Below are 25,665 nucleotides of genomic sequence, written 5' to 3' on the forward strand. Positions count from 1 at the left end.
CTAAATTACACAAAAAGAGCCTGTTTCAAAAACAGACTCTTTTTGTGTAATCCTAATGATTAAATAGCAAATGTTTATCGATTACCGATTAATTCCAACCACCACCTAATGCTCTATAAGTATTTACTAGGGCATTCATTTGAAGCATTTTGGTTTCAATCAGCTCCATTCTTGACTCCAAAACATCACGCTGCGTTAATAATACTTCCATATAATCAGCTCTTGCTGATTTGAATAACTTCAGTGAGATGTCCGTTGACTTAGTAAGAGCTTGCACCTGATTGTTTTTCATGGTGTATTTCTTTTCCAGATTACCAATATTAGATAACTGGTTAGTCACCTCAATACATGCATTCAGAATGGTTCGTTCATAATCATAAACAGCCTGTATTTGCTTCGCATTCGCATTTTTGTAAGTAGCAGTAATAGCATTTTTGTTAATTAACGGCCCTGCTATGTCGCCTCCAATTGATGACATTAATGCTTGAGGAATGCTCAATAAATATAACGGACTGTAAGATCTAAACCCTAAACCTGCTGAAAGACCCAAAGAAGGGTAAAAATTAGCTTTAGCTATATCGATATTCAATTTAGCTGCCGACAAATTTAATTCTGCTTGTTTGATGTCTGGTCTGTTTTCCAATAATTGTGACGGAATACCCGCTGAAATTTTATCAGGAACTAATCCATTAAAATTCTCCGAATTTCTTTGAACGTGTTGTGGTAATCTACCTACTAAGAAATTAATCCTATTTTCAGTTTCAACAATCTTTTGCTGAATTTCGTATTGAAGACTTTGGGTTTTGAATACCTCTGCTTCAAACCTAATTACGGCTAGTTCGGTAACTTTAGCCGCATCTTTTTCTTGCTTGATGATTGATAGCGCATTATTCAGAATAACGATGTTCTTTCTGATAATATCTTGCTGATTATCAAGTGCCATCAATTCATAATAAGACTTAGCAACTTCAGAAACCAAATTAGTTACCAAGAAATTTTTACCTTCAATAGAAGCTAGGTAATTAGTTACTGCTACTTTTCTACCATTACGCAGTTTGTGCCAAATATCTAGTTCCCATCTGGCAAATGCTCCAAAATACATATCTGGCAATACCTCAGGTGTTTCTTTACCGGGTCTGATTTCAGAAGAAGCATCGCTAGCACCTTGACTAGTATATCTGGATACTTTTTCAACACCTGCTCCTCCGCCTAAATTAACAAAAGGTAGATATTCCCCTTTTCGTGCTTGAATTTCGTTTCTCGAAATTTCAATTTCTTGTAGGGTAATATTCAATTCCTGATTGTTGTGTAAAGCCGTGTCAATCAAAGCAATCAAGTTAGGGTCAGTAAAAAAATCCCTCCACTTTGTCTTTACGCTATTGGTAGAATCCTGCGAGCTGTTATAGCTCGCAGGGACTGTTTTGTTTTCTTTTCTATTAACCTGAACCAATGAGGCTGGCATACAAGCTGCCACCAGAGAAAGTATGCTACTTGCTACTAAATAGTTCAGGGTCTTTCTATTATTCATCATCTTTGCTGTCGTCTAATTGTGGGAAAGAGTCTATTGAATGAACTAAGCTTTCGGTCAACGAGTCGTCATCTTCGTCTCTGATAAGCTTACGGCCTTCAGCTATAGAGCCGAATATGTAGTACAAGCCAGGTACAATCAGTACTCCGAAAATGGTACCGAAAAGCATACCGCCTAGGGCAGAAGCACCAATGGTACGGTTTCCGATAGCACCAGCACCATGAGCCATCACTAATGGAATTAACCCAGCAATGAATGCAAAGGATGTCATCAAGATAGGACGGAAACGAACTTTGGCTCCTTCGATGGCAGCCTCCAATACGGTTGCTCCTTCATGATGTTTTTGCATGGCAAATTCTACAATTAACACAGCATTCTTGCCTAGCAAACCAATCAACATGACCAGACCTACTTGTGCATAAATATCATTGGCTAATCCCATTGACTTGATGAACATAAATGAACCAAAAACCCCAGCAGGTAAAGATAAAATTACGGCTAATGGAATAATAAAGCTTTCGTACTGTGCAGCCAAAACTACATAAACAAAGGCTAACACGATTAAGAAGATATAAACAGCTTCGTTACCACGTCTAACCTCATCGTATGAAAGTGCCGCCCAGTCGATATCAAAACCGTGTGGTAAAGTCTTTTTGGCTACTTCTTGCACCGCCGCAATTGCCTCCCCACTACTAAATCCTTTAGCTGCACCACCTCTGATAGAAGCCGTTGAATACATATTATAACGGTTGATTTCGTTAGGCCCCTGCATCTTTTTGATTTTCATAAAGGCTGAAAAAGGCACCATCTCATCACGATTATTCTTTACATAAAGCTTCATGATATCTTCAGGCAATCTTCTGAATTCAGGCGACGACTGCACAAACACTTTGAAGAAACGTTGGAATTTGATAAAGCCAAGCTCATAAGTACTACCTACCAAAATTGACAAGGTATTCATGGCATTACCAATAGAAACACCTTTTTGCATAGCCAATTGGTTATCTATCTCCAATTCATACTGAGGATAGTTAGCGCTAAAGAAAGTAAACAAACCTGTCAACTCTTTGCGTTTTTCCAATTCTCTCATAAAGTCATTCTTCACATGTTCTAATTGGTTATAGTCACCACTATTGGTTTTATCAAGCAATTGCAAGGCAAAACCACCCGCAGCTCCGTATCCCGGTACAGCTGGTGGATCAAAGAATTCGATTGTCGCTCCAGGAATTTCCTTTGCTTTCTCTTCTAGTTCATAGATGATTTCAGAAACAGAATGCTTACGGTCTGACCAAGGTTTTAAGTTAATTAAACAAGTACCCGCATTTGAACCACGCCCTTCAGTAAGTACTTCATAACCTGCTAGTGCCGATACCGATTGAATTCCTTCTACTTTCTCTGCAATCGTCTGAAGCTTGCGAGAAATATCATTGGTTCTTTCAAGCGTTGACCCTGGAGGTGTCTGAATAATGGCATAAATCATCCCTTGGTCTTCACTTGGAATAAACCCAGATGGAAGATTACTCGTAATGGCAACGATTCCGCCAACAAATACTACCCACATCCCTACGGTAATCCATTTTTTATGCGCAATACGACGTAATAGACCTACGTATTTTCCAGTAAGTTTTTCAAAACCTCTGTTGAAAGCGTCGATACCTTTGTCAAGTATGTTTTTCTTTTTAGGCTTTCCATGATTGTTTTTCAAAATCATGGCACAAAGTACAGGAGTAACCGTAAGGGCAATAATACCAGACAGAATAATTGAGCTGGCCATCGTGATAGAGAACTGACGATAGAAAATACCCACTGGACCCGACATAAATGCTACGGGTACAAACACGGCAGTCATCAATAAGGTAATCGCGATAACGGCTCCACTGATTTCACCAAGTACTTTCCGTACAGCCTTATAGGGGGAGAGATGTTCTTCTTCCATTTTGGCATGGACGGCCTCGACGACGACGATGGCATCATCTACCACAATACCAATTGCCAATACGAGTGCAAAAAGCGTAATCATATTGATGGTAAGTCCAAAGAACTTCATAAACGTAAAGGCTCCAATAAGAGAGATTGGTACGGCCAACGTTGGAATAAGCGTAGAACGCCAATCGCCAAGGAATATAAACACTACCAATGCCACCAAAATAAAGGCATCTCTTAATGTATGGATTACGTTTTCGGTAGAAGCATCAAGGAAGTTAGAAACGTCATAACTGATTTGATAATCCATTCCCGGTGGAAACGACGTCTTTTTCAGTTCATCTAATTTGCTTTTTACGTTCTTAATAACATCACTAGCATTACTACCATAAGTCTGCTTCAATACAATAGCCGCCGATGGATAACCATTCAGGTTAGAATAAATATCGTAATACTCACTTCCTAGCTCTACATTGGCGACATCTTTTAGCCTTAGGATTTCCCCTTTGGCATTGGCCCTGACGATGACGTCTTTATACTGTTCGGGTTTATTAAACCTACCTTGGTAGGTCAACACATATTCTAGTGCTTCTGCTCGCTTACCATCTGCTCTACCTACACGACCGGGTGAACCAATCACACTTTGATCAGACAGTGCTGCCATTACTTCATCTGCTGAAATATTGTAAGCACGCATTCTATCAGGATTTAACCACACACGCATCGCATATTGACGGCTACCCAAAATACGAGCCTGTCCGATACCATTGATACGCTGTAGTTCAGGAATCATGTTTACCCCAGCAAAGTTGAACAAGAATTTCATATCGGCGTTCTTGTCTTTACTATACAGGTTGACATACATCAACATACTGTTCATTACACGGTTTACAACTACCCCTTCACGTTGTACTAATGGTGGAAGTCTGTTCAATACCTGTGCAATCCTTGTATTAACCTGCACTAAGGCTTGGTCAGGGTCGGTTCCTAGGTTGAATACAATCTGGATGTTAGCCTCACCCGCACTGGTAGCATCGGAGGTCATGTATCTCATTCCCCAAACACCGTTGATGGCTTGTTCAAGTGGAATAAGAACGGATTCTGTCAGTACTTTGGCACTAGCTCCAGGATAAGAGGCACTCACCATTACTACAGGTGGAGCAATTTCAGGGAACTGTGAGGTGGGTAAGGTCTTAATAGACAAAACCCCCAAGAAAATAATGACAATTGATATTACTATGGCCAATACTGGCCTATGAATGAATTTACTAAACATATCCTTGAATTTGTTTGAATACAGATATAAATGAGTGACTTAGTCAATAAGTGATTTAATGAATAATAGCTTGATAGCTAATGTGTGATGGATAAAGGATTTAAGAATCGCTTATTCATCCAATCATTATTTCACACCACTGCTTGACTATTCCGCATAAACTCTCAGATTAGCAATGACCGATTTAGGGTCTTTGTAATCGTAGATAATCTTATCGTTGTCTCTAACCTTCTTCAAACCTTCAAGAAGTATTTTTTCATTACCAGTTAATCCGCTTTTGACGATATATAAATCTGGCAATTCAGCACCAATCGTAATTTCTTTTGACTTAACTACATTATTCTTGTCTACTACAAATACATATTTCTTTTCCAAAATTTCGAATGTAGCTTTCTGTGGAATAATCACAGCATTTTTCAGCGGTACAACCATTTGGATGTTACCTGTTTCTCCATGTCTTAATAACTTATTAGGGTTAGGGAAGGTAGCTCTGAAGGCAATGTTTCCCGTTTCATTATTAAAGTCGGCTTCAATTGTTTGAACAAGTCCTGGATATTCAAAAATCTCCTGATTAGCCATCTTGAGTTTTACAACTGGCACATTACTATTGTTCGACTTAGTTTTGAAATTTAGATATTCTGATTCTGGAACGTTAAAATATACCCACATTTTGCTGTTATCAGACAAAGTAGTAAGCAAATCTCCTTCTGCCAGAAGACTACCTTCTCGTACATAAAAATGGTCCATGATGCCATCAAAAGGCGCTTTGATTTCAGTGAAACCAAGGTGCACTTTAGCCAACTCCATTTCAGCTTTTGCTTTATCAAATTTGGCTTTAGTTAAGGCCAACTCATTACGAGAAACGATGTTGCTATCCGCTAATAATTTCGTGTTTTTATACTCAATCTCAGCATAATTGGCTTCAGCCTGAGTTTTTTGAAATTCAGCTTGGTATTGCAACGGCAAAATCTGGAACATTAGCTGTCCTTTTTTTACAAATTGCCCTTCGTCTACGTAGATTTTTTGTAAATAACCCCTTTCTAGGGCTCTCAATTCGATGTGTTGTATCGAGCGAATTTGAGAAACGTACTCATTGATAGCCGTTGTATCTTTTTTTAATGGGCTGGTAACGAGTAACTTAGTTTGTTCTTCTTTTTCTTCCTCTTTTTTTGATTCGCAACTAGTAAGGCACAACATAGCACCTATACTCATGAACATGAGAATTTTTTTCATGATAATTTTTATTGGTTTACTGGATTTTAGATTGTATTGCGTGGCATAAGAAAACATCAATAAGCCATTGAAACTAAAATGCTTTGCCTAAAGAAATAAAATAATTTTGTGAAGATTTTGGCAGTATTATCTGCTAGATAGACTTTAAATCATATTCTGAAGACACAGAATACTATATTTAAATCAACTGAAAAGAAAGGTGAATAATGCTTACAGAAAAGTAAGACTTGAGGTAAATCGAGTAGGGTAAATCCAGTATACCAGCCAAAAAAAGGAATCGTAAAATAAGAACCGGCTTCTGCATTCTTTTTTGGCGTTACAAAGCTTTCTTCTTCTTCAATATTCTCTTCATCATATGCAAAAAAGGTATTTCCTTTGCCGTCTAAAGAACTTGTAGAGAAAAAAAACTGGAAGGGTACTTCTGTACTAACGCTTAAATTTTGGGACTCTTCAAGCGTATTTTTGGGCAAATGGAAGGCAGCCTCCTTGTGTGTTTGAGCAAACAATTGACTTGTTAAACTCAACAGGAGAACACATAAAAATAAGGGATATTTTATGAATGCCTTTTTCATTTCGAGGTTGAAAGTAATTCGTGATAATTATACTTGCAAAATTTTTAATCTAAAATTTACACTAAGCACCACAACTTCTTTTATTTTTTATATTATATCTTTCATATTTTACATTGATTCTCGTACACTCAAAAAAAAATCGTTGTCACAACAAATTTTTTTTAAATATTTTTATTCAAAAACTGTTCCAAAGAATAAATATTTTTAACAATTATTTGTTAAAAATATTTAAGTAAATACACTCAAAATTTACTAAATGTTTGGTTATAAGCTTTTTAACAGGGTTGTTTAAAAAAATATCCTAATTCTCAATTTATATGCTTTTTGAAAACTGATTTAAGTCATTTTTTTTATCAATAAACCCTCTTAAATTAAACGCAATTTTTTGGAATGTACAATTACCTTGTGACTGTTTTCGTAGGCAGTTAAAAGACAAATCCCCCTAAAAGAATTATTCTCTTAGGGGGATTTTGTTATTAGGAATATAGCTAAGCTATAAACCGGTATTATTTTGCGTAATTCACCGCCCTCATTTCACGGATAACTGTTACTTTGATTTGCCCTGGATATTGCATTTCTTTTTCAATTTTCTGTGAAATATCGTATGATAGCATACTCGCTTTTTCGTCAGAAACATTTTCAGAATCTACCAATACTCTCAATTCACGACCAGCCTGAATAGCATAGCATTTTTGAACACCGCTAAAGCTAACGGCTAATTCTTCTAATTCTTTTAGGCGACGCATATAAGATTCCATCATCTCGCGACGAGCACCCGGACGAGAACCAGAGATGGCATCACACACCTGAATAATTGGCGAAATCATAGAAGTCATCTCGATTTCATCATGGTGAGCACCAATGGCATTACAAACCTCAGCGTTTTCTTTGTATTTCTCTGCCAACTGCATCCCCAGAATAGCGTGAGGCAATTCTGCCTCCTCATGCCATACTTTACCAATATCGTGTAATAGTCCTGCACGCTTCGCTAACTTCGCATTTAGGCCTAATTCTGCCGCCATAGTAGCACAAAGCTTAGCTACTTCACGCGAGTGTTGTAAAAGGTTTTGTCCATACGAAGAACGGAAACGCATTCTACCTACCATTTTGATTAATTCAGGGTGTAAACCATGAATTCCTAAATCAATAACGGTACGTTCTCCGATTTCAATAATTTCTTCGTCGATATTCTTCTTCGTTTTGGCAACTACTTCTTCAATACGAGCAGGGTGAATACGACCATCCTGTACTAAACGGTGTAGCGACAAACGAGCGATTTCGCGACGAACAGGGTCAAAACCTGAAATGATGATGGCTTCTGGCGTATCATCTACAATAAACTCTACCCCTGTAGCGGCTTCTAAAGCACGGATATTTCTACCCTCACGACCAATGATTTTACCTTTTACGTCATCAGATTCAATGTTGAAAACAGATACACAGTTTTCAATCGCATTTTCAGCTGCCGTTCTTTGAATAGTCTCAATAACTACTTTCTTAGCCTCTTTAGTAGCTGTTAACTTAGCCTCCTCAATCGTATTTTTGATGATAGAAGATGCCTTCGTTTCTGCTTCTGCACGCAAAGCATCAATCAATTGTTGGCGTGCTTCGTCAGCAGTTAAGCTTGCTATTTTCTCCAATTGTGATACTTGTGAAGCCAACATCTCATCCGCCTGAATTCTTTTCTTATCAGCTTCTTCGGTCTTTTTTCTTAAGTTTTCTTCTTTAGAAGTCAACGATTGTTTTTGCGAATTTAACTCAGATTCTAATTTCTTAGTCTGTTCCATCGAAATCTGTAAAGTACGCTCACGTTCTTTTAGTTTTTGCTCATTTTGAACTAAAATCTGCTTCTTTTTATTTGAATCATCTTCAAATTCCGAGCGAAGTTTCAAGAACTTTTCTTTGGCTTCAAGTATTCTATCTTTCTTGATGTTTTCTGCTTGTAATTCAGCATTTTTGACAATATCTGAAGCTTTGGAAGTTGCCTCTTCTTCGATTCTCTGGGTATTCTTTGCAAAAGCAAGCTTACCGACAAATATTCCCGCTATCAGCGAAGCAACTGCGGCAATGATGGGAGTTAGCATTATTTATATCGTTTTAGTTAATAGTTTTCGTGCATTGAATAATGCAATCCGACCAACTATTGAGTGAAAAAAAGGACTAAAACAGACAAATGCCTTGAATGTGAAAAGAAAAATTAAACGTTTGTATATCGTATTTAAAATCAAGAATAGTTAAATCAAACAAGTAAACTAGAAATTTGTATGGCGTTGTTTATGGAAACGAATCCAATCAAAATCATGTTATTAGAATGTATAAGGTTTAATTTATGGTATTCAGGTACTTGTACTAATTTTTATAAATATGATTTATAATCGCTCAATTTTATACTTAAAACGTTTAAACGAATAATAAAGAAATATGTTAATTCATTCTGTAACAGAACTCAATAAGTTGTCTAATTCAGCAATCTTCCCCATCACAGATTTTTGAAGATCACCGTGTTTGACGCCAAATTTAAGGTTACTCATTACAAAGTCTAAAGCAACTATTGCTAACAGACGTTGGTGCGAGTCTACCTTTTTAGTTTCTCGATAAGAATCCATTTTTTCATTAATCAACTTAGCAGCTTTGCGAACAAATTCCTCTTCTTCCTTCCCAACTGATAGGCTAAAAGGTTCGTGAGCAACAACTATATTACAAGGGACTTTTTCGGCCATTATATTTTTAAGTTTTAAATTAAAAGTTTTGAGTTATTTAGTCAAGAAAACTATGAACTATGAAACGATCGATTTTGTAAACTTTTTATTTGCTAAGCTGACTAATACACCTATCTATTTCTAAGATATATTGGTCAAGTTTTTCTTTCAATTCGGCAGGATTGCCTGTACTATTTAGATTGTTTACTGCAATCTTAGTGATTTTATCTGATTTTTTAAAGTTTTTTACTCTTTGGTTTAATTTTTTGTTTAATTCTTGGTTTTCTTTTAAGGTCTCAGCCAATGTATGTTTTAAAGATTCGTTTTCTCGGGTGGCTAATTCAAGCCTAGTTTGCAAATCTTTATATCTTAAGACAACATTCCTTAGTTTTATTTCTAAGGCCTCAAATTGAGTCCGAATTTGATTGTCAGTCATCATGCCTTTATTTAGATAAGTATTTAGATTGCAAAAAATCTAAAGAAATAACGATACATTGAATAAAACCCTAAAATTAATCTAGGCTTTAATCCTAGTTTATTACAAAGTTCTATAATTTACTCGAAAATTTTATGTTTTTATCTTAAAAAAGCATATTTATCTCTGACTTTCAATGGAATAATTGTCTTTCGCTCAACTAAAACAACACCAGCAGCATATAAACTCAGTAATATGAAATGATATGGGATAGAAATCCATAAATTTTCAATGTTAATCTGCATGGTACAAAAAATTAATACACCCGCTGAAATAATATATCCAAAGGCTGAAAGTATCTTATACGGTACGGGATAATACTTTTGTCCGAAGTAATAACACAAGGCTGTCATCGAAAAGCAAGATATCAAAAAGGCTATCGCACAACCCATATATCCCATCTTGGGAATTAGGATAATATTGAAAAAGATAGTGATTGCCAAACCACCAAAAGTGATTCTGGTACCGAAATATGTTTTCTTGTTGAGTTTAAACCAAACAGAGATATTGTAGTAAACACCTAGGAAAAGATTGGCCAGTAATAAAATCGGTACTACTTTCATTCCTTCCCAATAAATCGGCTTTCTTAAGAAAAGGACTTTTATAATATCCAGATTCAGACAAACCCCTAGCCAAATAAATATACAGGTTATCAAAAACCATTTTGTTACATCTGCTAATGTTTCGGGCGAATTTTTATTTTCAGTTTTTGCCAGAAAAAAAGGTTCGGCAGCATAGCGGAAAGCTTGTGTTGCTAATGCCATAAAGATAGAAAGCTTATAAACGTTGCCGTAGATGCCTAGTGCTTCCTGAGAAGTGCGGTTGGGATAAAAACCTTCTGGTAATAGTCTTTCTAGTAATATTCTATCAAACATTAAGTTAAAGGTACTTGCCAAACCCATAATCATAATAGGATAGGCATATATCATCAAGTTTTTGAAAGTGGCTTTATCAAACTGAAACTTGAATAGTTTGAACTCTGTCCTCAAGAAATAGAATAAACTAGCATTGGCTAGGAGGTTAGCTAAAAATATATAGCCTGCCCCAATACTCGGAAAGTATAATTTTTGAGCTAGTGGTTGTAAGAAAAGTAGATAATCTCCATCTGCTATTTTTTTGAAACCTAATAAAAAAATAATGTTCAATACTACGTTTACTAGGATGCTGAAAATTTTTGCAGCTACGAATTTCCTAGTTTTTTTCTCTAGTCTCAATCTGGCAAAAGGAATGGCTGTAATCGCATCTATGGCTACTATCAATGCTATCCAAATCAAGAAGATACCTTTGCCTGGTTCGCCAAAGGCACTGGCAATTGGTGTTGAAAAAATAATGATGATACTGGTAAATACCAAACTACTAATGGTGATGGCCGATTGAATGATGTTATAATATTTTTCTTTGTCGTCAGTAGCAAAACGGAAGAAGGCTGTTTCCATGCCATACGTATAGATAATATTAGCAATGGCTACGTATGCATAAAGCTTTACGTTTATATTAAGTTCTGCGGGTGTAAAGGCAGCAGTATGAACAGCCACTAATAGGAAGTTAAGTGATCGCCCTAAAATTGTACTTATGCCGTATGATGCTGTTTCGCTGGCTAATTTTTTTAAAACACTCATGTTAATCAGAATTGTGTATCAAACAATCGTTTATCTTTTTGCTTACCACAATGTAGTCGCAATTTACAAGGACTTATGTGTTAATACAATCTTGATTTCAAATGAATAGATAAAAAATATTTTTCAAAATAAGTATAAACACTTATAAATATATGAGTATTTATACTATATTTGTGACATAATAATCAATTCGTGGTTGAATTGTGCTTTTAACAGAGCTGAGTGATTAAACGCCCCAAATACGTTTAATCACTTTTTTTTGCCCTTTTAAAACAAGAAACGAGCACCGTATTCCGATACTCGTTTCTTGTTTTAAACAATATAGTTGGCTAAAGTATTAACTTTCAAGCTGATACTTTTTTAATTCAATCAAATTGTCGGGTAAAGCTTTATCCGTCCAGTATTGATGAATCGAAAGAGCAGCACCCAACGAAGTAGCCTGAGCAACAGAGGCTGCATAGACTTCTAAGGTAGGGAATGCCATGGCTAGTAATGTCATAAAAATTTCATTTTTACCAAAACCTCCATCCACAAAAAGCTTTTTTACGGGCGAATTATTCAATACTAATTCAGTAGCAATTAATTGTTGAGCAACAATATCAATAATTAATTGATGATAGGCTTCTTCGTAATTATTGAAAACAGTCAAATCTCTACTTCCAAAAAGAGATTCTTGTAGTGGCGGACGTCGGGCTTCACGCAAATGGTCGTCGTCGCCATGTAGTTGACTTTCCCTTAATCTATGTAAAAGTTCTAAGTCACACTTTACAGTTTTATAATAATCATTTGCCAGATTGAAATGCAATGCCAAACGCTTGGTTTGTTGTTCGTGTTCATAACCAGCAAATAACCTTGAAGCCTTTACGGGCTTACCTTCATAGTGCATATACGACAAACAATCATATTGCAATTCCTCCGCACTCAATGGAATATGATTGAAAGGATTCAAGCTAATACACCACGTACCCGTTGAAAGCAAAATAAAAGGCTCGGTGAAAGTAGCAAGGTAGGGAATCAACGCTGCAGAGCTATCGTGCAGACCAACGCCTACTTGTAATTCATGGTTACCAATACTTTTTTGCTGAACCTGATTTGAAGGGAAGATAGGAGCGAGCTTCTTGTCAACGCCTTCCTCATGTACCCATCTGTGATAAGTATTTTTAGTAAAGTCCCAAAGATTGGTATGACAACCGATACTCGTAATATCTGAATAATAGTTACCCGTAAACAGAAAATTCAAGTATTGGGGTAAATGTAGCGAGTAGTTGATTTTGGCAAATAAATCTGGTTTCTCGTATTTCAAGCGATATAATACCATTCCTGAATTGAGGTTTCCTAATACGGGCGATGCTGTAACTTGTGAAAACTTTTGTTCCCCATCATACGTATCATAAAACTGTTTTTTCAGGGTCTCTGAATACGTCTTTAAATAATTATACAAAGGCGCTACCGCTTTACCATTCGCATCAAGATGCACAAAGCTTGCGCCGTAAGTTGAAAAATTTAATGCCTTAATAGCAAAATCAGGAAGGCTTAGTACCTCCTCAAATGTTTGGGTTACCCACGTGTTGAGGAGGTCTAAATCTTCACAGTTATCGCCATCTTCGTCTTGAGTTTCGTCGAATTGAGTCGATTTTTCTAAAACAATTTTGTACTGCTCATCAAAGAGGAACAGTTTTTTATTGGTTTTGCCAATGTCAAAAATAGCAATGACAGAAGTTTTGTTTGTCATAAAAAATTAAAGCCCAGTAGAAACGGCTTTCAGGCCTCTTTCTTGAATCAAATTTTCTCTAATTTTCAAGTTGCGATACAATGCAATTGGGTTTAATGCTCCACCAGCACGAAGGCGAGCTTCAGCGACTAATGCACGAACATCGGTACGGAAAGCATCCTGTAAAATCTCTTGACAACGCACTACATCATTTTCCTCTTGAGCAATCTCTAAAGATTTTTTATCAACAGATAATGCCTGCGCATAGGCCGTCATGATGGCTTCTACTGATTGCAATAAGTCTTCTAATGGATCTTTTACATTATGTGATGCATCAATCATCCATCCTAAATCAGTAGCATGGTTCATTCCTCTTGCATCCATACCTTCCACCAATTCGTTGAAGATTAAGAACAATTGGTATGGCTTCAATGCACCAGCCGTCAAATCGTCATCACCATATTTCGAATCATTGAAGTGGAAACCACCCAATTTACCTTCCATTAATAATAATGCAACGATTTGCTCGATGTTAGCATTTGGCAAATGGTGACCTAAATCAACCAATGTAAATGCTTTATCACCTAATTTTTTAACGTATGAATACGACTGTCCCCAATCTCCAACAGTTGTTGAATAGAAGTTAGGTTCAGCACATTTATATTCTAAGAACAATTTCCAGTTGTCTGGTAAAGCCGCATAAATTTCCTCCAAACTTTCCAACGTATTTTGGTAGGCTTTACGGAAGTTTAATTGTCCAGGAAAACAAGAACCGTCAGATAACCAAACCGTTAGCGATTCAGAACCTAATTCAATACCATGCTTAATTACCTCAATGTTATGGTCAATCGCTTGTTTACGAATAGCCTTGTTAACATTTTGAAGTGAACCGAACTTATAAGTATATTCTTGATTCGCTTGGTCTTGGAAAGTATTTGAATTTACAGCATCGAATTTTAAGCCATGTTGTGCTGCCAATACTTTGATAGCCTGCGCATTTTGAGGTATATCCCAAGGAATGTGTAAAGAGATAGCACCACTTGCTTGGTTTAAAGCGTGTAGTAAACCTACATCTTCAATTTTTTCTTCTATACTTCTTGGTTCGCCACCACCAGAAAAACGACCAAAACGTGTACCTCCTGTGCCCAAAGCCCATGAAGGAATAGCGATTTGGAAATCAATTAGTTTTTGGATGATGTTTTCAGCATTTTCAACTTCTGAAAGCGTATATGCCAATTTACGTTGATGTCCAGCAAGTACATCTTCGTTATGTGAATGAATTTTATATTTTTCGAGCTGCATTGGAGAGGAGAAAGTTTATTATTGGATACAAGTCATTGGGAGGATAAACAAAGCATTGTTGAAATACCTTCATCATCTTTATATACTAATAGCCTGTAAATAAAGAACCCCTTTCCGTTTAGGAAAGGGGAATGAAATTATTTCTAACGATAGAAGCCCATTGCTACACCACCATCTACGTTTAGTGCATTTCCAGTTGATTTACTCAATAAACCGCCTACAAAAGCAAAACATGCATTAGCGATATCATCTGGAAGAATGATTTCGTTCAATAAAGTACGTTTCGCATAATAAGCAGGTAATTCAGCCACTGTGATTCCGTAAGCTTTCGCACGGCCTTCAGCCCATCCGCCTGCCCAGATATTTGAATCTGAAATTACTGCATCAGGATTTACAGTGTTTACTCTGATTTTGTCTCCACCTAATTCAGCCGCCATCAAACGTGTTAAGTGTGCTTGAGCAGCTTTAGCAGAACCATAACCAGGGTTGTTTGGTCCAGCTACTACGGCATTCTTAGAAACAATATTTACGATGTCGCCACCTAAATTTTGTTTACGCATCATGGCTACACCTACTTGTGAAACCAAGAATTGTCCTTTTACCAAAATATCGTATAATCTATCCCACTCTTCAATAGAATGTTCAGCAATAGATTTAGAAATACTGATACCAGCATTGTTTACTACGATGTCAACACCACCGAAAGCTAAAGCGGCGTCATCAAAAGCTAGAGCAATTGAAGTAGCGTCAGTAACATTTAATAAGGTAGAAGAAACGGCATCTTTACCGAATTCACTTATAAACTCAGCTTTTGCTCCGTCTAAACGTTCTTGATTAATATCGTTAATGATTACGCAAGCACCTTCTTCCGCAAATTTCTTAGCGATTGCCTTACCAATACCACCCGCAGAACCAGTAATCAAAGCGATTCTACCAGAAAGTGCTTTTGGTTTTGGCATACGTTGCAATTTAGCTTCTTCCAATAACCAATATTCAATATCAAATGCTTCTTGACGTGGCAATGATGTATATTCAGAAACTGCTTCTGCACCTTTCATTACGTTCACAGCATTTACATAATATTCTGAGGCTAAACGTGCTGTTGTTTTGTCTTTCGAGAAAGTAAACATACCTACGCCTGGGTAAAGAATTACCACTGGGTTAGGGTCACGCATTGCTGGAGAGTTATCTCTTTTACAAGTATTATAATACTCTGTGTACATCGCACGGTAGGCTTCAAAAGCAGGTGCTAATTTTGCTTTGATAGCGGCTACGTCTGTCAAATCTTCGTTTGGTGCTAATTCAAGTACTAACGGAGAAATTTTTGTGCGTAGGAAGTGGTCAGGACAAGAAGTACCTAGTGGAGCCAACTTAGCAAGGTCGTTTGAATTGGTAAATTCTAACACACGCGCATCGTCAGTGAAGTGTCCAATCATGTTACGATATGAAGAACAGAAACCACGTAAGATAGGAGCGATAGAAGATGCTTGTTTCTTACGGTCAGCTTCAGGAAGGCTTTCAATTTTTTGACCGCCAAACACAGGAGCTTTCTTTCCGTAATTTGCTTCTAAATACTCAGCGCATTTTTCGATTACTTCTAAGGTATTAATATAAGAATCGAAAGAAGTATCACCCCAAGTAAATAAACCATGAGAACCCAACATGATACCTTTTAATTTGATACCACGAGATGCTGCTTCTTCCAAACAGTCACGCAATTGAAGACCCAAGTCGAAACCTGGACGTTGCCAGCCTACCCAGCCAATTTCACCGTTGAACAATTCCTCAGTAATTTGCTTACCATCTTTAGCTGCTGCAATAGCAATAGCGGCATCTGGGTGCAAGTGGTCGATATGAGCGAAAGGTAAAAAACCATGAAGAGGAGTATCAATAGAAGGAGCTTTAGAAGCTAAATCGAAGATACAGTGGTTGAATAATTCTACCATTTCATCTTCAAATTCGATACCGCGGTATACGTTTTCTAAAGCACGAAGTCTGTCAACATACAAAGCTGCACAACCTGATTTTTTCAAAGTACCGATGTCACCACCAGAACCTTTAATCCACATCACGTCAGTTTGATTGCCCGTCAAAGGATCTTTATCTTTGATTTTTACAGAAGTGTTACCACCACCATAATTGGTTAAACGTAGATCAGCTCCTAATAAATTTGAGCGATAAATGAATAGAGCTACTTCGTCGCCTGCTAATTCGGCTGCTTTGGCTTCGTCCCAAAGATAGCTGACGTATTTGAATGTCTTGGTTGCCATTTTTTATAAAAAATATAATAATTAATGTTCAACAAAACTAGAATTCTCTGTATCTTAAACCGTCCTGTACTATCATGCGGAAAAATAGAGTGTAAATAGTGCAATCTGTTGTTGACACTTTTAGTATTTAAAATAGTAACTTTTTTGCCTGTTTTTTGATACTACATTATGCTAATTTTAGTATAAATATTCAGTAATTTAATTATTTGGTGATGATTGATTCCCTATTTTTAAGTATAATTACTCTAAAACTTGCATTTTAATCTATTTAGATAGGCTATTATGATAAAGGTTTGGGTGTTTTTTTTAAATTTGATAATATTATTGCACATTAATGCATAAGATTGAATTAATATTGCATTTGTTTGCAACTACTGGTATTATAAAGGTAAAAATTATAAATAAAAGTAGTATAAATTTTAGAAATTTATTGATAACCATTTATATAAAAAGGTATGAGTAAAAGTATAAGTGCGGAGAAGTTGCGATTGAATACTCGCAAAGATAATAAGGGATGGAAAAAGTGGGGACCTTATCTCTCTGAGCGGCAATGGGGTACAGTTAGAGAAGACTACACTGCCAACCAAGATGCATGGAACTCTGTAACACATGATATGGCTCGTTCTATTGCTTATCGTTGGGGCGAAGAAGGGATAGCGGGTATCTCAGATAATAAGTCTCATATTTGTTTTGGCTTGGCTTTTTGGAACCATAATGATCATATATTAAAAGAACGTCTTTTTGGATTAACGGGAAGTGAATCTAATCATGGGGAGGATGTAAAGGAACTCTATTATTACCTAGACTCTACGCCCACGCATTCATATATGAAGATGCTTTATAAGTATCCTATCAATCCATATCCTTATGACAAGCTAGTTTCTGAAAGTAGGAGACGTTCGCGCTTAGAACCTGAATTTGAAATACTTGATACAGGTGTTTTTGACGACAATGAATATTTTGATATTTTCATAGAATACTCTAAGGCTGACGAGCAAGATATTTTAATAAAAATAACGGCTCATAACAGAAGCAAAAAAGCAGCACCACTCACGATTTTGCCTACCATCTGGTTTAGAAATACTTGGAGCTGGGGCTACGAAAAATATAAATATAAACCCATGATGACGGGGGTGGCCAAAAAAGCCATCGATATTGATAACAAAAATATTGGGCATTATAAATTGTATTGTGAAAATGCCCAAGAGTTACTCTTCTGTGAAAACGAAACCAATTTTGAACGCCTTTATAAAGTAGGTAATGCTTCGCCTTATTGTAAAGATGGTATTAATGACTATATCGTTGATAACAAGAAAACGGCTGTAAATCCTAATAATATTGGTACAAAAGCGGCTGCTCGTTATACTAAAACAATAAAGGGAGGAGATAGCTATACCGTAAGGCTTCGTTTAGTCGATCATTCTATCCTTGAACCTTTCGGTGGTTTTGAAGATACCATGGACAAGCGTATTCGTGAAGGCAATCAGTTTTATGAAGAAGTACAGCAAGGTGTTGAAGACCCCGAGTTGCTAAAAATTCAGCGACAAGCCTATGCTGGTATGCTTTGGACTAAACAATGGTATTATTATAATGTCAACGAATGGATAAAAGGTGACCCTGCGATGCCCAAACCATCGGAATATAGGAAATATGGAAGGAATGCAGGCTGGCGACACATGTATTCTGCCAATATTCTTTCGATGCCTGATAAATGGGAGTACCCTTGGTTTGCAGCTTGGGACTTAGCTTTCCATACTTTACCCTTAGCAAGGGTTGACCCTGATTTTGCAAAGCGTCAATTAGCAGTAATTCTTCGAGAATATTATATGCACCCCAACGGGCAGATTCCCGCCTATGAATGGTCGTTCTCGGATGTGAACCCACCTGTACACGCATGGGCTACTTGGAAAGTATATGAGATTGATAAAGAGACAAATGGTAAAGGCGATATAGCCTTTTTAGAGAAAATCTTCCATAAGCTTTTATTGAACTTTACTTGGTGGGTAAATCTAAAAGATGAGGGAGGAAATAATATTTTTGGAGGAGGTTTCCTCGGTATGGATAATATTGGGGTATTCGACCGTTCGGCTACTTTGCCAACAGGCGGACGCTTAGAACAAGCTGATGGCACGGGTTGGATGGCAATGTATAGCTTGAATATGCTAAGAATTGCCGTTGAAATTGCCGTTGAACGCCCCGTTTATCAAGATATGGCATCCAAATTCTTTGAACACTTCTTGCATATTGCAGGAGCGATGCAATCTCTTGGTGGTGATGAAATTAGTCTTTGGGACGAAGAAGACCAATTCTACTATGATATGCTTCATTTACCTAATAATAATAGTATGTTATTAAAAATTAGGTCGATGGTTGGTTTAATTCCTTTGTTTGCTGTGGAGGTTTTAACACCAGAAATGCTTGAAAAATTGCCTGATTTCCGCCGTAGGGTAGAGTGGGTTCTTGCTAACAGACCTGACCTTGCAAGTTTGATTTCTCGTTGGTATGAATCAGGAAAAGGAGAGAGTAGGCTATTAGCTATCCTGAGAGGGCACCGTATGAAAATGATTATGAAACGAATGTTTGATGAAACTGAGTTCCTTTCAGACTTTGGTATTCGTTCTCTTTCAAAATATCATTTGGAAAACCCATATCAGTTCAGAGTAAATGGAGATGTACTAAGGGTTGATTATACCCCTGCCGAGTCAACGGGAAGTATGTTTGGTGGTAATTCAAACTGGCGTGGACCTATTTGGTTTCCAATGAATTTCTTGTTGATAGATTCTTTGATGAAGTTTCAAGAATATTATGGTAACGATTATGAAGTAGAATATCCTACTAATTCTGGAAATATGGTGAGTATCAAAGAGGCAGCGTTAAGTATTTCTGAACGTTTGATTAACTTATTTACACAAAATAAGGAAGGAAGACGCCCAATGTATGAGAAATATGAGAAAATGCAGAGTGACCCTCATTTTAAAGACTTAATTCTTTTCAATGAATATTTTGATGGTGATACGGGTAAAGGACTAGGAGCTGCGCATCAAACAGGTTGGACGGGTCTTGTGGCTGAATTGATTTTGAGTGTTTCAAAAGCAGAAAAACACAGGGTTAGAGAATCAAGCATATAAAAATCAAGCATATAAATTCGTTTAATGATAAGGCATTAAAAAAGGTATCAGCACTACGCTGATACCTTTTTTGTTAGACCAAAACCGAAAACAAATCTGGTTGTTCGTTCAATTTTTGATACACAATATTTTGTTCTATCATTCGCCCTAGTAACGGTTCATAATCTTCTTTGTGTTTCAGTTCAATCCCTAATAGTACTGGGCCAGACTCTCGGTTTGTTTTCTTCTGATATTCAAATAAGGTAATGTCATCTTCTTCACCCAACACATTATTCAAGAAATTTTTCAAAGCACCTGCTCTTTGTGGAAAACGAATGATGAAATAATGTTTTAATCCTTCATAAAGCAACGAACGTTCTTTTATTTCTTCGGTACGGGTAATGTCATTGTTACCCCCAGAAACCAAGCACACGACATTCTTCCCCTTGATTTCATCTTTCATAAAATCTAAGGCAGCAATCGTTAAAGCCCCAGCAGGTTCGGCTACAATCGCCGATTCGTTGTATAATTCTAAAATAGTTGTACAAACTTTGCCTTCTGGAACAAGGATGATATTATCCAACGTTTCCTTACAAATATTAAAAGTCTTCTCTCCAACACGTTTTACGGCAGCCCCATCTACAAATTTATCGATGGTTTCAAGCTCTAATACATGACCAGCATCAAAACTAGCCTTCATTGATGCAGCACCAGCAGGTTCGACACCAATGATTTTAGTATGCGGAGAAAGTTGCTTAAAAACAGTAGAAACGCCCGCCGAAACACCTCCGCCACCAATGGCCAGAATGATATAATCTATTTTAATATCTGAATCCTTAAAAATCTCTAAGCCAACAGTTGCTTGACCCGTAATTACATCCATATCATCAAAAGGATGCACGTAGGTAGCATTGTTTTCGTCACAATATTGTTTGGCCGCGTTTGAGGCATCATCGTAAGTATCACCTACTAACATTACCTCAATATCGTCTTTACCAAACATCTTTACTTGTTTGATTTTCTGATTAGGCGTAGTAGTAGGCATAAAAATAGTGCCTTTTACCTTCATTTTATGGCAAGCATAAGCTAGCCCTTGCGCATGATTTCCTGCCGATGCACATACCACTCCTTTGGCAAGCTCGTCGGCCGAAAGCATCGCCATTTTATTATATGCTCCTCTGATTTTGTAGGAGCGAACAATTTGTAAATCTTCTCTCTTTAAAAAAATATTAGCTTCATAGCGTTCTGAAAGCACAATATTTTCAGTCAATGGCGTATGTACTGCCACTCCTCTGAGGCGCTCAGCCGCTTCATAGATGCTTTCAAGTGTCGGAAATATAGAATCTTTTTTTTGATCTGTTTTATTAGCCATGTTGATGAGATAAAGCCTTTGATTGTAATAAAATTCCTTTTTCTACAAATATAAGATAGTTTATAGGTAAAAATGATTTTCCTTACCTAGATAATCCGTTCCTAAATTCCAAAGGCGAAAGATTCGTCAATTTTTTGAAGTATTTTGAAAAATATGATTGGTCAGAAAAGTTGAGTTGATAAGCAATTTCAGAAATTCCCAAATCGGTATGCGTCAAAAAACGTTTTATTTCCATAATCATACGGTCATTGATTAAATCGGTTGATGTTCTGCCTGTTACACTTTTTACCGTCTCGCTTAGGTAATTGGGTGTAATAGCAAGTAGGTGTGCATAATCTTTTACCGATAAATTTTCCTGACATTTTTCTTCAATCAATTGTTTGAAACGTTTTACCATGATTTTGCCTTTGCTGGTTTTATCATCATAATTACTGAGCGGATAAATTCTTTTGCATTGGATTAAAATTAAATCTAGCAAAGCACGAATAGCCTCTTCTGAATCGGTTAAGTTTTGCTGATTTTCGTAAATAGCATTCTTAAAAAGCTCGGTAAGCACCTGTTTCTCCGCTTGATTTTCTAAGTAAATCGGTGGTGTTTCTTGATTAAGGTTATAGAAAAAGGGAAGTTCAAAAAGCTTGTAAGGGTCAGTCTTGTTAAAATGGTAAAAAGAGGATGTAAAAAGAAATATGTAGCCTTTTACATCTTCAGAAAGGTCTAACTCATGAATCTGACCAGGAGAAAGAAAAAAAATAGTATTGGGTTTTATTGTATAATTCTGAAAATCAATCGTGTGAATCCCTTGTCCTTGTGTAAGGAAGAGGATTTCATAAAAATCATCATGACGATGTGGATAAGTTACCTTAAAATTTCGATTAATATCAAAGGGTTCAATCTGAAATTGAATCGTTTTTTCAGATTTACTATTAAACCTATCGATGCTATAAACAGGAATATCTAATTGTTTCATGTAATAAAATTACACATTTAGCTTTAGTTGTAAAAGTTTTAAAATCATCTACTTAAAATAAAATACAATAACTATGATATGAATTACCCATGAAAAGTACCTAAATAAAACACTAATTTACCATTCATTAATTGATGATTTTTATCAACTTTGTGCATATTTCAGCAATGTTGCGAATTTTAGCCTTCGACAACGTTATTCAAAATCAAAAACATTCAAAAAATGGCAAATTATTTCAATACTCTTTCTTTAAGAGAAAAATTAAATCAGTTAGGTGTTTGTGAATTCATGGAAAGTAATGAGTTTGCTGACGGAGTAAGCGCTTTAGTTGGGAAAAAAATCGTAGTAGTTGGTTGTGGTGCGCAGGGATTGAACCAAGGATTGAACTTAAGAGATTCTGGTTTAGATGTTTCTTATGCTTTACGTCAGGAAGCAATTGATGCTAAAAGACAATCTTGGAAAAGTGCTACAGAAAACAATTTCAAAGTAGGTACTTACGAAGAATTAATTCCATCTGCTGATTTAGTAATTAATCTTACCCCAGACAAACAACATACTTCAGTAGTAAATGCTGTAATGCCTTTGATGAAACAAGGAGCTACGCTTTCTTATTCACACGGTTTCAACATTGTTGAAGAAGGAATGCAAATCCGTAAAGATATTACAGTAATTATGGTTGCGCCAAAATGTCCAGGTTCAGAAGTACGTGCTGAATATGTTCGTGGTTTTGGTGTACCTACTTTGATTGCCGTTCACCCAGAAAATGACCCAGAAGGAAAAGGATGGGCTTATGCAAAAGCTTATTGTGTAGGAACGGGCGGTCATCGTGCGGGAGTGTTAAAATCTTCATTCGTAGCAGAAGTAAAATCTGACTTAATGGGAGAGCAAACTATCCTTTGTGGTTTGTTGCAAACAGGTTCAATTCTTTGTTTTGACAAAATGGTTGAAAAAGGAATCGACGCTGGTTATGCTTCTAAATTAATCCAATACGGATGGGAAGTAATCACTGAAGCGTTGAAACAAGGTGGTATTACAGCTATGTTCGACAGACTTTCGAATCCTGCGAAAATCAAAGCATTTGAAATTTCTGAAGAATTGAAAGATATTATGCGTCCGTTGTTCCAAAAACACCAAGATGATATCATGAGCGGAGAGTTCTCTTCAACAATGATGGCTGACTGGGCAAACAACGACAAAAACTTGTTGACTTGGAGAGCTGCTACTGGCGAAACTGCTTTTGAAAAAACTCCAGCAGGAGATGTTAAAATAGCTGAACAAGAATACTTCGATAACGGTTTATTGATGGTTGCGATGGTTCGTGCTGGTGTTGAATTAGCCTTTGAAACAATGGTTGAAGCAGGTATCAAAGAAGAATCTGCTTATTATGAATCATTACACGAAACGCCGCTAATCGCTAACACGATTGCTCGTAGAAAATTATTCGAAATGAACTCTGTCATTTCAGATACTGCTGAATACGGATGTTATTTATTCGACCACGCTTGTAAGCCATTATTAGCTGATTTCATGTCAACAGTAGAAACTGATATTATTGGTACAAACTTCAATGCTGGTAAAGATAACGGCGTTGATAACAGAACAATTATCGCAGTAAACGAAGCACTTCGTTCACACGATATTGAATTTGTTGGTGCTGAATTACGTCAAGCAATGACAGACATGAAAGCAATTTCTACGGTAGCGTAAGGAATTGGTTTTTACTATGTAACCAAAAACTCCTGATGAAATTCATCAGGAGTTTTTGGTTTACGCTATCAACTATTTTTTCTCTATTATTTTCCACAATTTATTAGCAAACTCTTCTCTTAATATTTTGTCTTTGAGTTCATCGTGTAAATCAGAGTAAATTCTACAAGTTTGATTTTCTTCGTCAAGTGAAATTTTAAAATTCAAGTCTAATACATGAGTGGCGTTTTCATTACTATAGCGCCTATATTCTAAATCATCATATTTAACAATTGTAAGACAAATGTAGGTATCTTGGGCTACCTCTTTGAATGATTTTATGGTATAGTTATCTAATTGGAAAGAAGGAGCTATTTTTGATAATGCGTCTCTGATGGAGTTAATATCAATATTCTTTTTAATAACAACTGTTAGGTCGAGAGTTTCAGCAAATGATAAGGCATGAGCATCACTTTGGCTTGTTTCTCGTAATACATCTGAGGCTCTTTCCGAGGCCATAAGGTTTTTAGCAATTCGCGCAATAATACCAAAAAGGACAATGCCAATAACAATTAAAATTTTCATTGTAGATTAATTTAAAATTAGGGGGTTAGTTAAATATTTATAAAAGTAATTGTTGACTTTGGCATCAATAATGCCAGTCTAAGTTAAATATAAGTAAATAAACTAAACAATAATAAATACAGATTATCTAAAATTGTAAAATTTAGTATATTTTTATCATTTGTTTGTCGTTTATAAGCAAAACATAACCCAATAGATTTCCTAATGTTGATTAAAAACTTATTTAAAATCCTTATTGCTTTATGTATATGTTTTCAAGCTTTTTCACAAAAAAAGCTTTTTGAGAAACATTCTGATATTGCCTTTGGCATAGGAACTGCAAATTATTATGGCGACCTAGTTCCAATAAACCGTCCCGTTCAATCTACTATTGATAATCTCCGTTGGAATATTTCTGTTGATTATACAAGACATTTTACACCTCGATTTTCAGGCAATATAGCATTGACTTGGGTGAGAATTGCAGGGGATGACAATAAACTGGAAGGTGTCCCTTTGTTAGAAAAGTCGTTTATGAGAAATACACATTTCAGAAATGATATTCAAGAGTTATCGTTCAAAGGTATTTTTAATTTAATTAGAGAAAGTGATAGATATCAAAAGAGAGCACAAATAACTCCTTATGTTTTCTTAGGCTTTGCTTTTTTTCACCATAACCCCGTTGCCAGAGTGCCTGCTAGTTATAAAGGGTCAGAAGCATCCCCAGGCGAATGGGTAAGTCTTCAGCCGCTTCATACAGAAGGACAGGGTTTGCCAGGAAACCTTAATAATAAATATGAACTGTTCGCAATGAACTTCCCTCTTGGATTTGGAGTAAAATACAAAATAAATAGAAAAATTGATGTAGGGTTCGAGGTAGGTATTCGCTATAATTTAACGGATTATATTGATGACGTTGGAGGCTATTATACTAGTTACAGTCAAATGTACGCCATTAGTCCCCTTTCTGCTATCATGGGACACCGAGAATACGAATTGATAGCAGCTAATACTGGAAATAACAGAGAGGCTTCTATTAGAAAATATCTGGCTGAAAATATTAACCCAATTTATAGTAATCCTAACCTGACTCCCGCAAGTACCTTCCCTGAAATATTCAGACAAGGCACTGTGAGAGATGGCGCTAGTAAATTGAACGATATTTATTTATTGACTAGCTTCCGTTTAATTTATCACATTGCTCCGAAAATAAAATGCCCCGTAATTCTATAAAACAGTTGTGACTAATTATCAATCAGGACTTTAATTGAATTTCATTAAAAACCATTGGCTTCTCATATAAATTAAATGCACTTCCATTTGCCGTTTCCCTCAAAAATCGCTAATTTAGACTAAACACT

The 25,665-nt window shown here is 36.4% G+C and carries 17 protein-coding genes; 3 read left to right on the forward strand and 14 right to left on the reverse strand.

Features of this window, described 5'->3' with window-relative positions; all coding sequences use genetic code 11:
* Window positions 1-88: 88 nt before the first annotated feature.
* The 11 genes from J2Y60_RS00320 to J2Y60_RS00370 all read right to left on the reverse strand — a co-directional run bounded on the left by J2Y60_RS00320 (window position 89) and on the right by J2Y60_RS00370 (window position 16,608).
* Window positions 89-1,528, reverse strand: coding sequence for a TolC family protein (locus J2Y60_RS00320; protein WP_309913116.1), 1,440 nt, complete (start codon window positions 1,526-1,528; stop codon window positions 89-91).
* The gene (locus J2Y60_RS00325; protein ID WP_309912924.1) at window positions 1,521-4,727 is read right to left on the reverse strand and encodes an efflux RND transporter permease subunit; all 3,207 of its coding nucleotides are present in this window, start codon (window positions 4,725-4,727) and stop codon (window positions 1,521-1,523) included. Before J2Y60_RS00325 ends, J2Y60_RS00320 begins: the two co-directional genes overlap by 8 nt.
* A gap of 147 nt (window positions 4,728-4,874) precedes the next feature.
* Window positions 4,875-5,960: an efflux RND transporter periplasmic adaptor subunit gene (locus tag J2Y60_RS00330; RefSeq protein ID WP_309912921.1), complete on the reverse strand. Its 1,086-nt coding sequence runs from the start codon at window positions 5,958-5,960 to the stop codon at window positions 4,875-4,877.
* A gap of 149 nt (window positions 5,961-6,109) precedes the next feature.
* A complete protein-coding gene (locus J2Y60_RS00335; RefSeq protein ID WP_309912918.1) occupies window positions 6,110-6,532 on the reverse strand; it encodes a hypothetical protein in 423 nt (140 codons plus the stop codon).
* Between the two features lie 506 nt (window positions 6,533-7,038).
* Window positions 7,039-8,616 carry a ribonuclease Y gene (gene rny / locus J2Y60_RS00340; protein ID WP_309912915.1) on the reverse strand — a complete coding sequence of 526 codons (1,578 nt, stop codon included), beginning with the start codon at window positions 8,614-8,616 and terminating at the stop codon, window positions 7,039-7,041.
* Between the two features lie 345 nt (window positions 8,617-8,961).
* Window positions 8,962-9,252, reverse strand: a complete 291-nt coding sequence (locus J2Y60_RS00345; protein WP_309912912.1) for a cell division protein ZapA — start codon at window positions 9,250-9,252, stop codon at window positions 8,962-8,964.
* A gap of 85 nt (window positions 9,253-9,337) precedes the next feature.
* Complete coding sequence (locus J2Y60_RS00350) at window positions 9,338-9,667, reverse strand: hypothetical protein (protein ID WP_309912909.1); 330 nt, start codon at window positions 9,665-9,667, stop codon at window positions 9,338-9,340.
* A gap of 140 nt (window positions 9,668-9,807) precedes the next feature.
* Window positions 9,808-11,325 (reverse strand): polysaccharide biosynthesis C-terminal domain-containing protein, encoded by a 1,518-nt coding sequence (locus J2Y60_RS00355; RefSeq protein WP_309912906.1) that lies wholly within the window; start codon window positions 11,323-11,325, stop codon window positions 9,808-9,810.
* A gap of 337 nt (window positions 11,326-11,662) precedes the next feature.
* Window positions 11,663-13,057, reverse strand: coding sequence for an FGGY family carbohydrate kinase (locus J2Y60_RS00360; protein WP_309912903.1), 1,395 nt, complete (start codon window positions 13,055-13,057; stop codon window positions 11,663-11,665).
* A 6-nt stretch (window positions 13,058-13,063) separates the two neighbouring features.
* Complete coding sequence (locus J2Y60_RS00365) at window positions 13,064-14,338, reverse strand: TIM barrel protein (RefSeq protein ID WP_309912901.1); 1,275 nt, start codon at window positions 14,336-14,338, stop codon at window positions 13,064-13,066.
* A 143-nt stretch (window positions 14,339-14,481) separates the two neighbouring features.
* Entirely contained in the window at window positions 14,482-16,608 is a 2,127-nt protein-coding gene (locus J2Y60_RS00370) for a bifunctional aldolase/short-chain dehydrogenase (protein WP_309912896.1), read from the reverse strand.
* A 455-nt stretch (window positions 16,609-17,063) separates the two neighbouring features.
* Between J2Y60_RS00370 and J2Y60_RS00375 the strand changes: the two genes are divergently transcribed.
* Window positions 17,064-19,736 carry an MGH1-like glycoside hydrolase domain-containing protein gene (locus J2Y60_RS00375; RefSeq protein WP_309912894.1) on the forward strand — a complete coding sequence of 891 codons (2,673 nt, stop codon included), beginning with the start codon at window positions 17,064-17,066 and terminating at the stop codon, window positions 19,734-19,736.
* Window positions 19,737-19,809: 73 nt separating this feature from the next.
* Here the strand turns inward: J2Y60_RS00375 and ilvA are convergent, their stop codons facing one another.
* Window positions 19,810-21,087, reverse strand: coding sequence for a threonine ammonia-lyase IlvA (gene ilvA / locus J2Y60_RS00380; protein ID WP_309912891.1), 1,278 nt, complete (start codon window positions 21,085-21,087; stop codon window positions 19,810-19,812).
* Window positions 21,088-21,169: 82 nt separating this feature from the next.
* Window positions 21,170-22,054 carry an AraC family transcriptional regulator gene (locus J2Y60_RS00385; protein WP_309912888.1) on the reverse strand — a complete coding sequence of 295 codons (885 nt, stop codon included), beginning with the start codon at window positions 22,052-22,054 and terminating at the stop codon, window positions 21,170-21,172.
* Window positions 22,055-22,276: 222 nt separating this feature from the next.
* Here J2Y60_RS00385 and ilvC point away from each other — a divergent pair, with 222 nt between their 5' ends.
* Window positions 22,277-23,761 (forward strand): ketol-acid reductoisomerase, encoded by a 1,485-nt coding sequence (gene ilvC / locus J2Y60_RS00390; RefSeq protein ID WP_309912885.1) that lies wholly within the window; start codon window positions 22,277-22,279, stop codon window positions 23,759-23,761.
* Window positions 23,762-23,833: 72 nt separating this feature from the next.
* Here the strand turns inward: ilvC and J2Y60_RS00395 are convergent, their stop codons facing one another.
* Window positions 23,834-24,325, reverse strand: coding sequence for a hypothetical protein (locus J2Y60_RS00395; RefSeq protein WP_309912882.1), 492 nt, complete (start codon window positions 24,323-24,325; stop codon window positions 23,834-23,836).
* A 204-nt stretch (window positions 24,326-24,529) separates the two neighbouring features.
* Between J2Y60_RS00395 and J2Y60_RS00400 the strand changes: the two genes are divergently transcribed.
* Entirely contained in the window at window positions 24,530-25,537 is a 1,008-nt protein-coding gene (locus J2Y60_RS00400; RefSeq protein WP_309912879.1) for a DUF6089 family protein, read from the forward strand.
* Window positions 25,538-25,665 lie beyond the last annotated feature (128 nt).

This window comes from Arcicella sp. BE140 (genome assembly GCF_031456255.1).
Lineage (GTDB): Bacteria > Bacteroidota > Bacteroidia > Cytophagales > Spirosomataceae > Arcicella > Arcicella aquatica.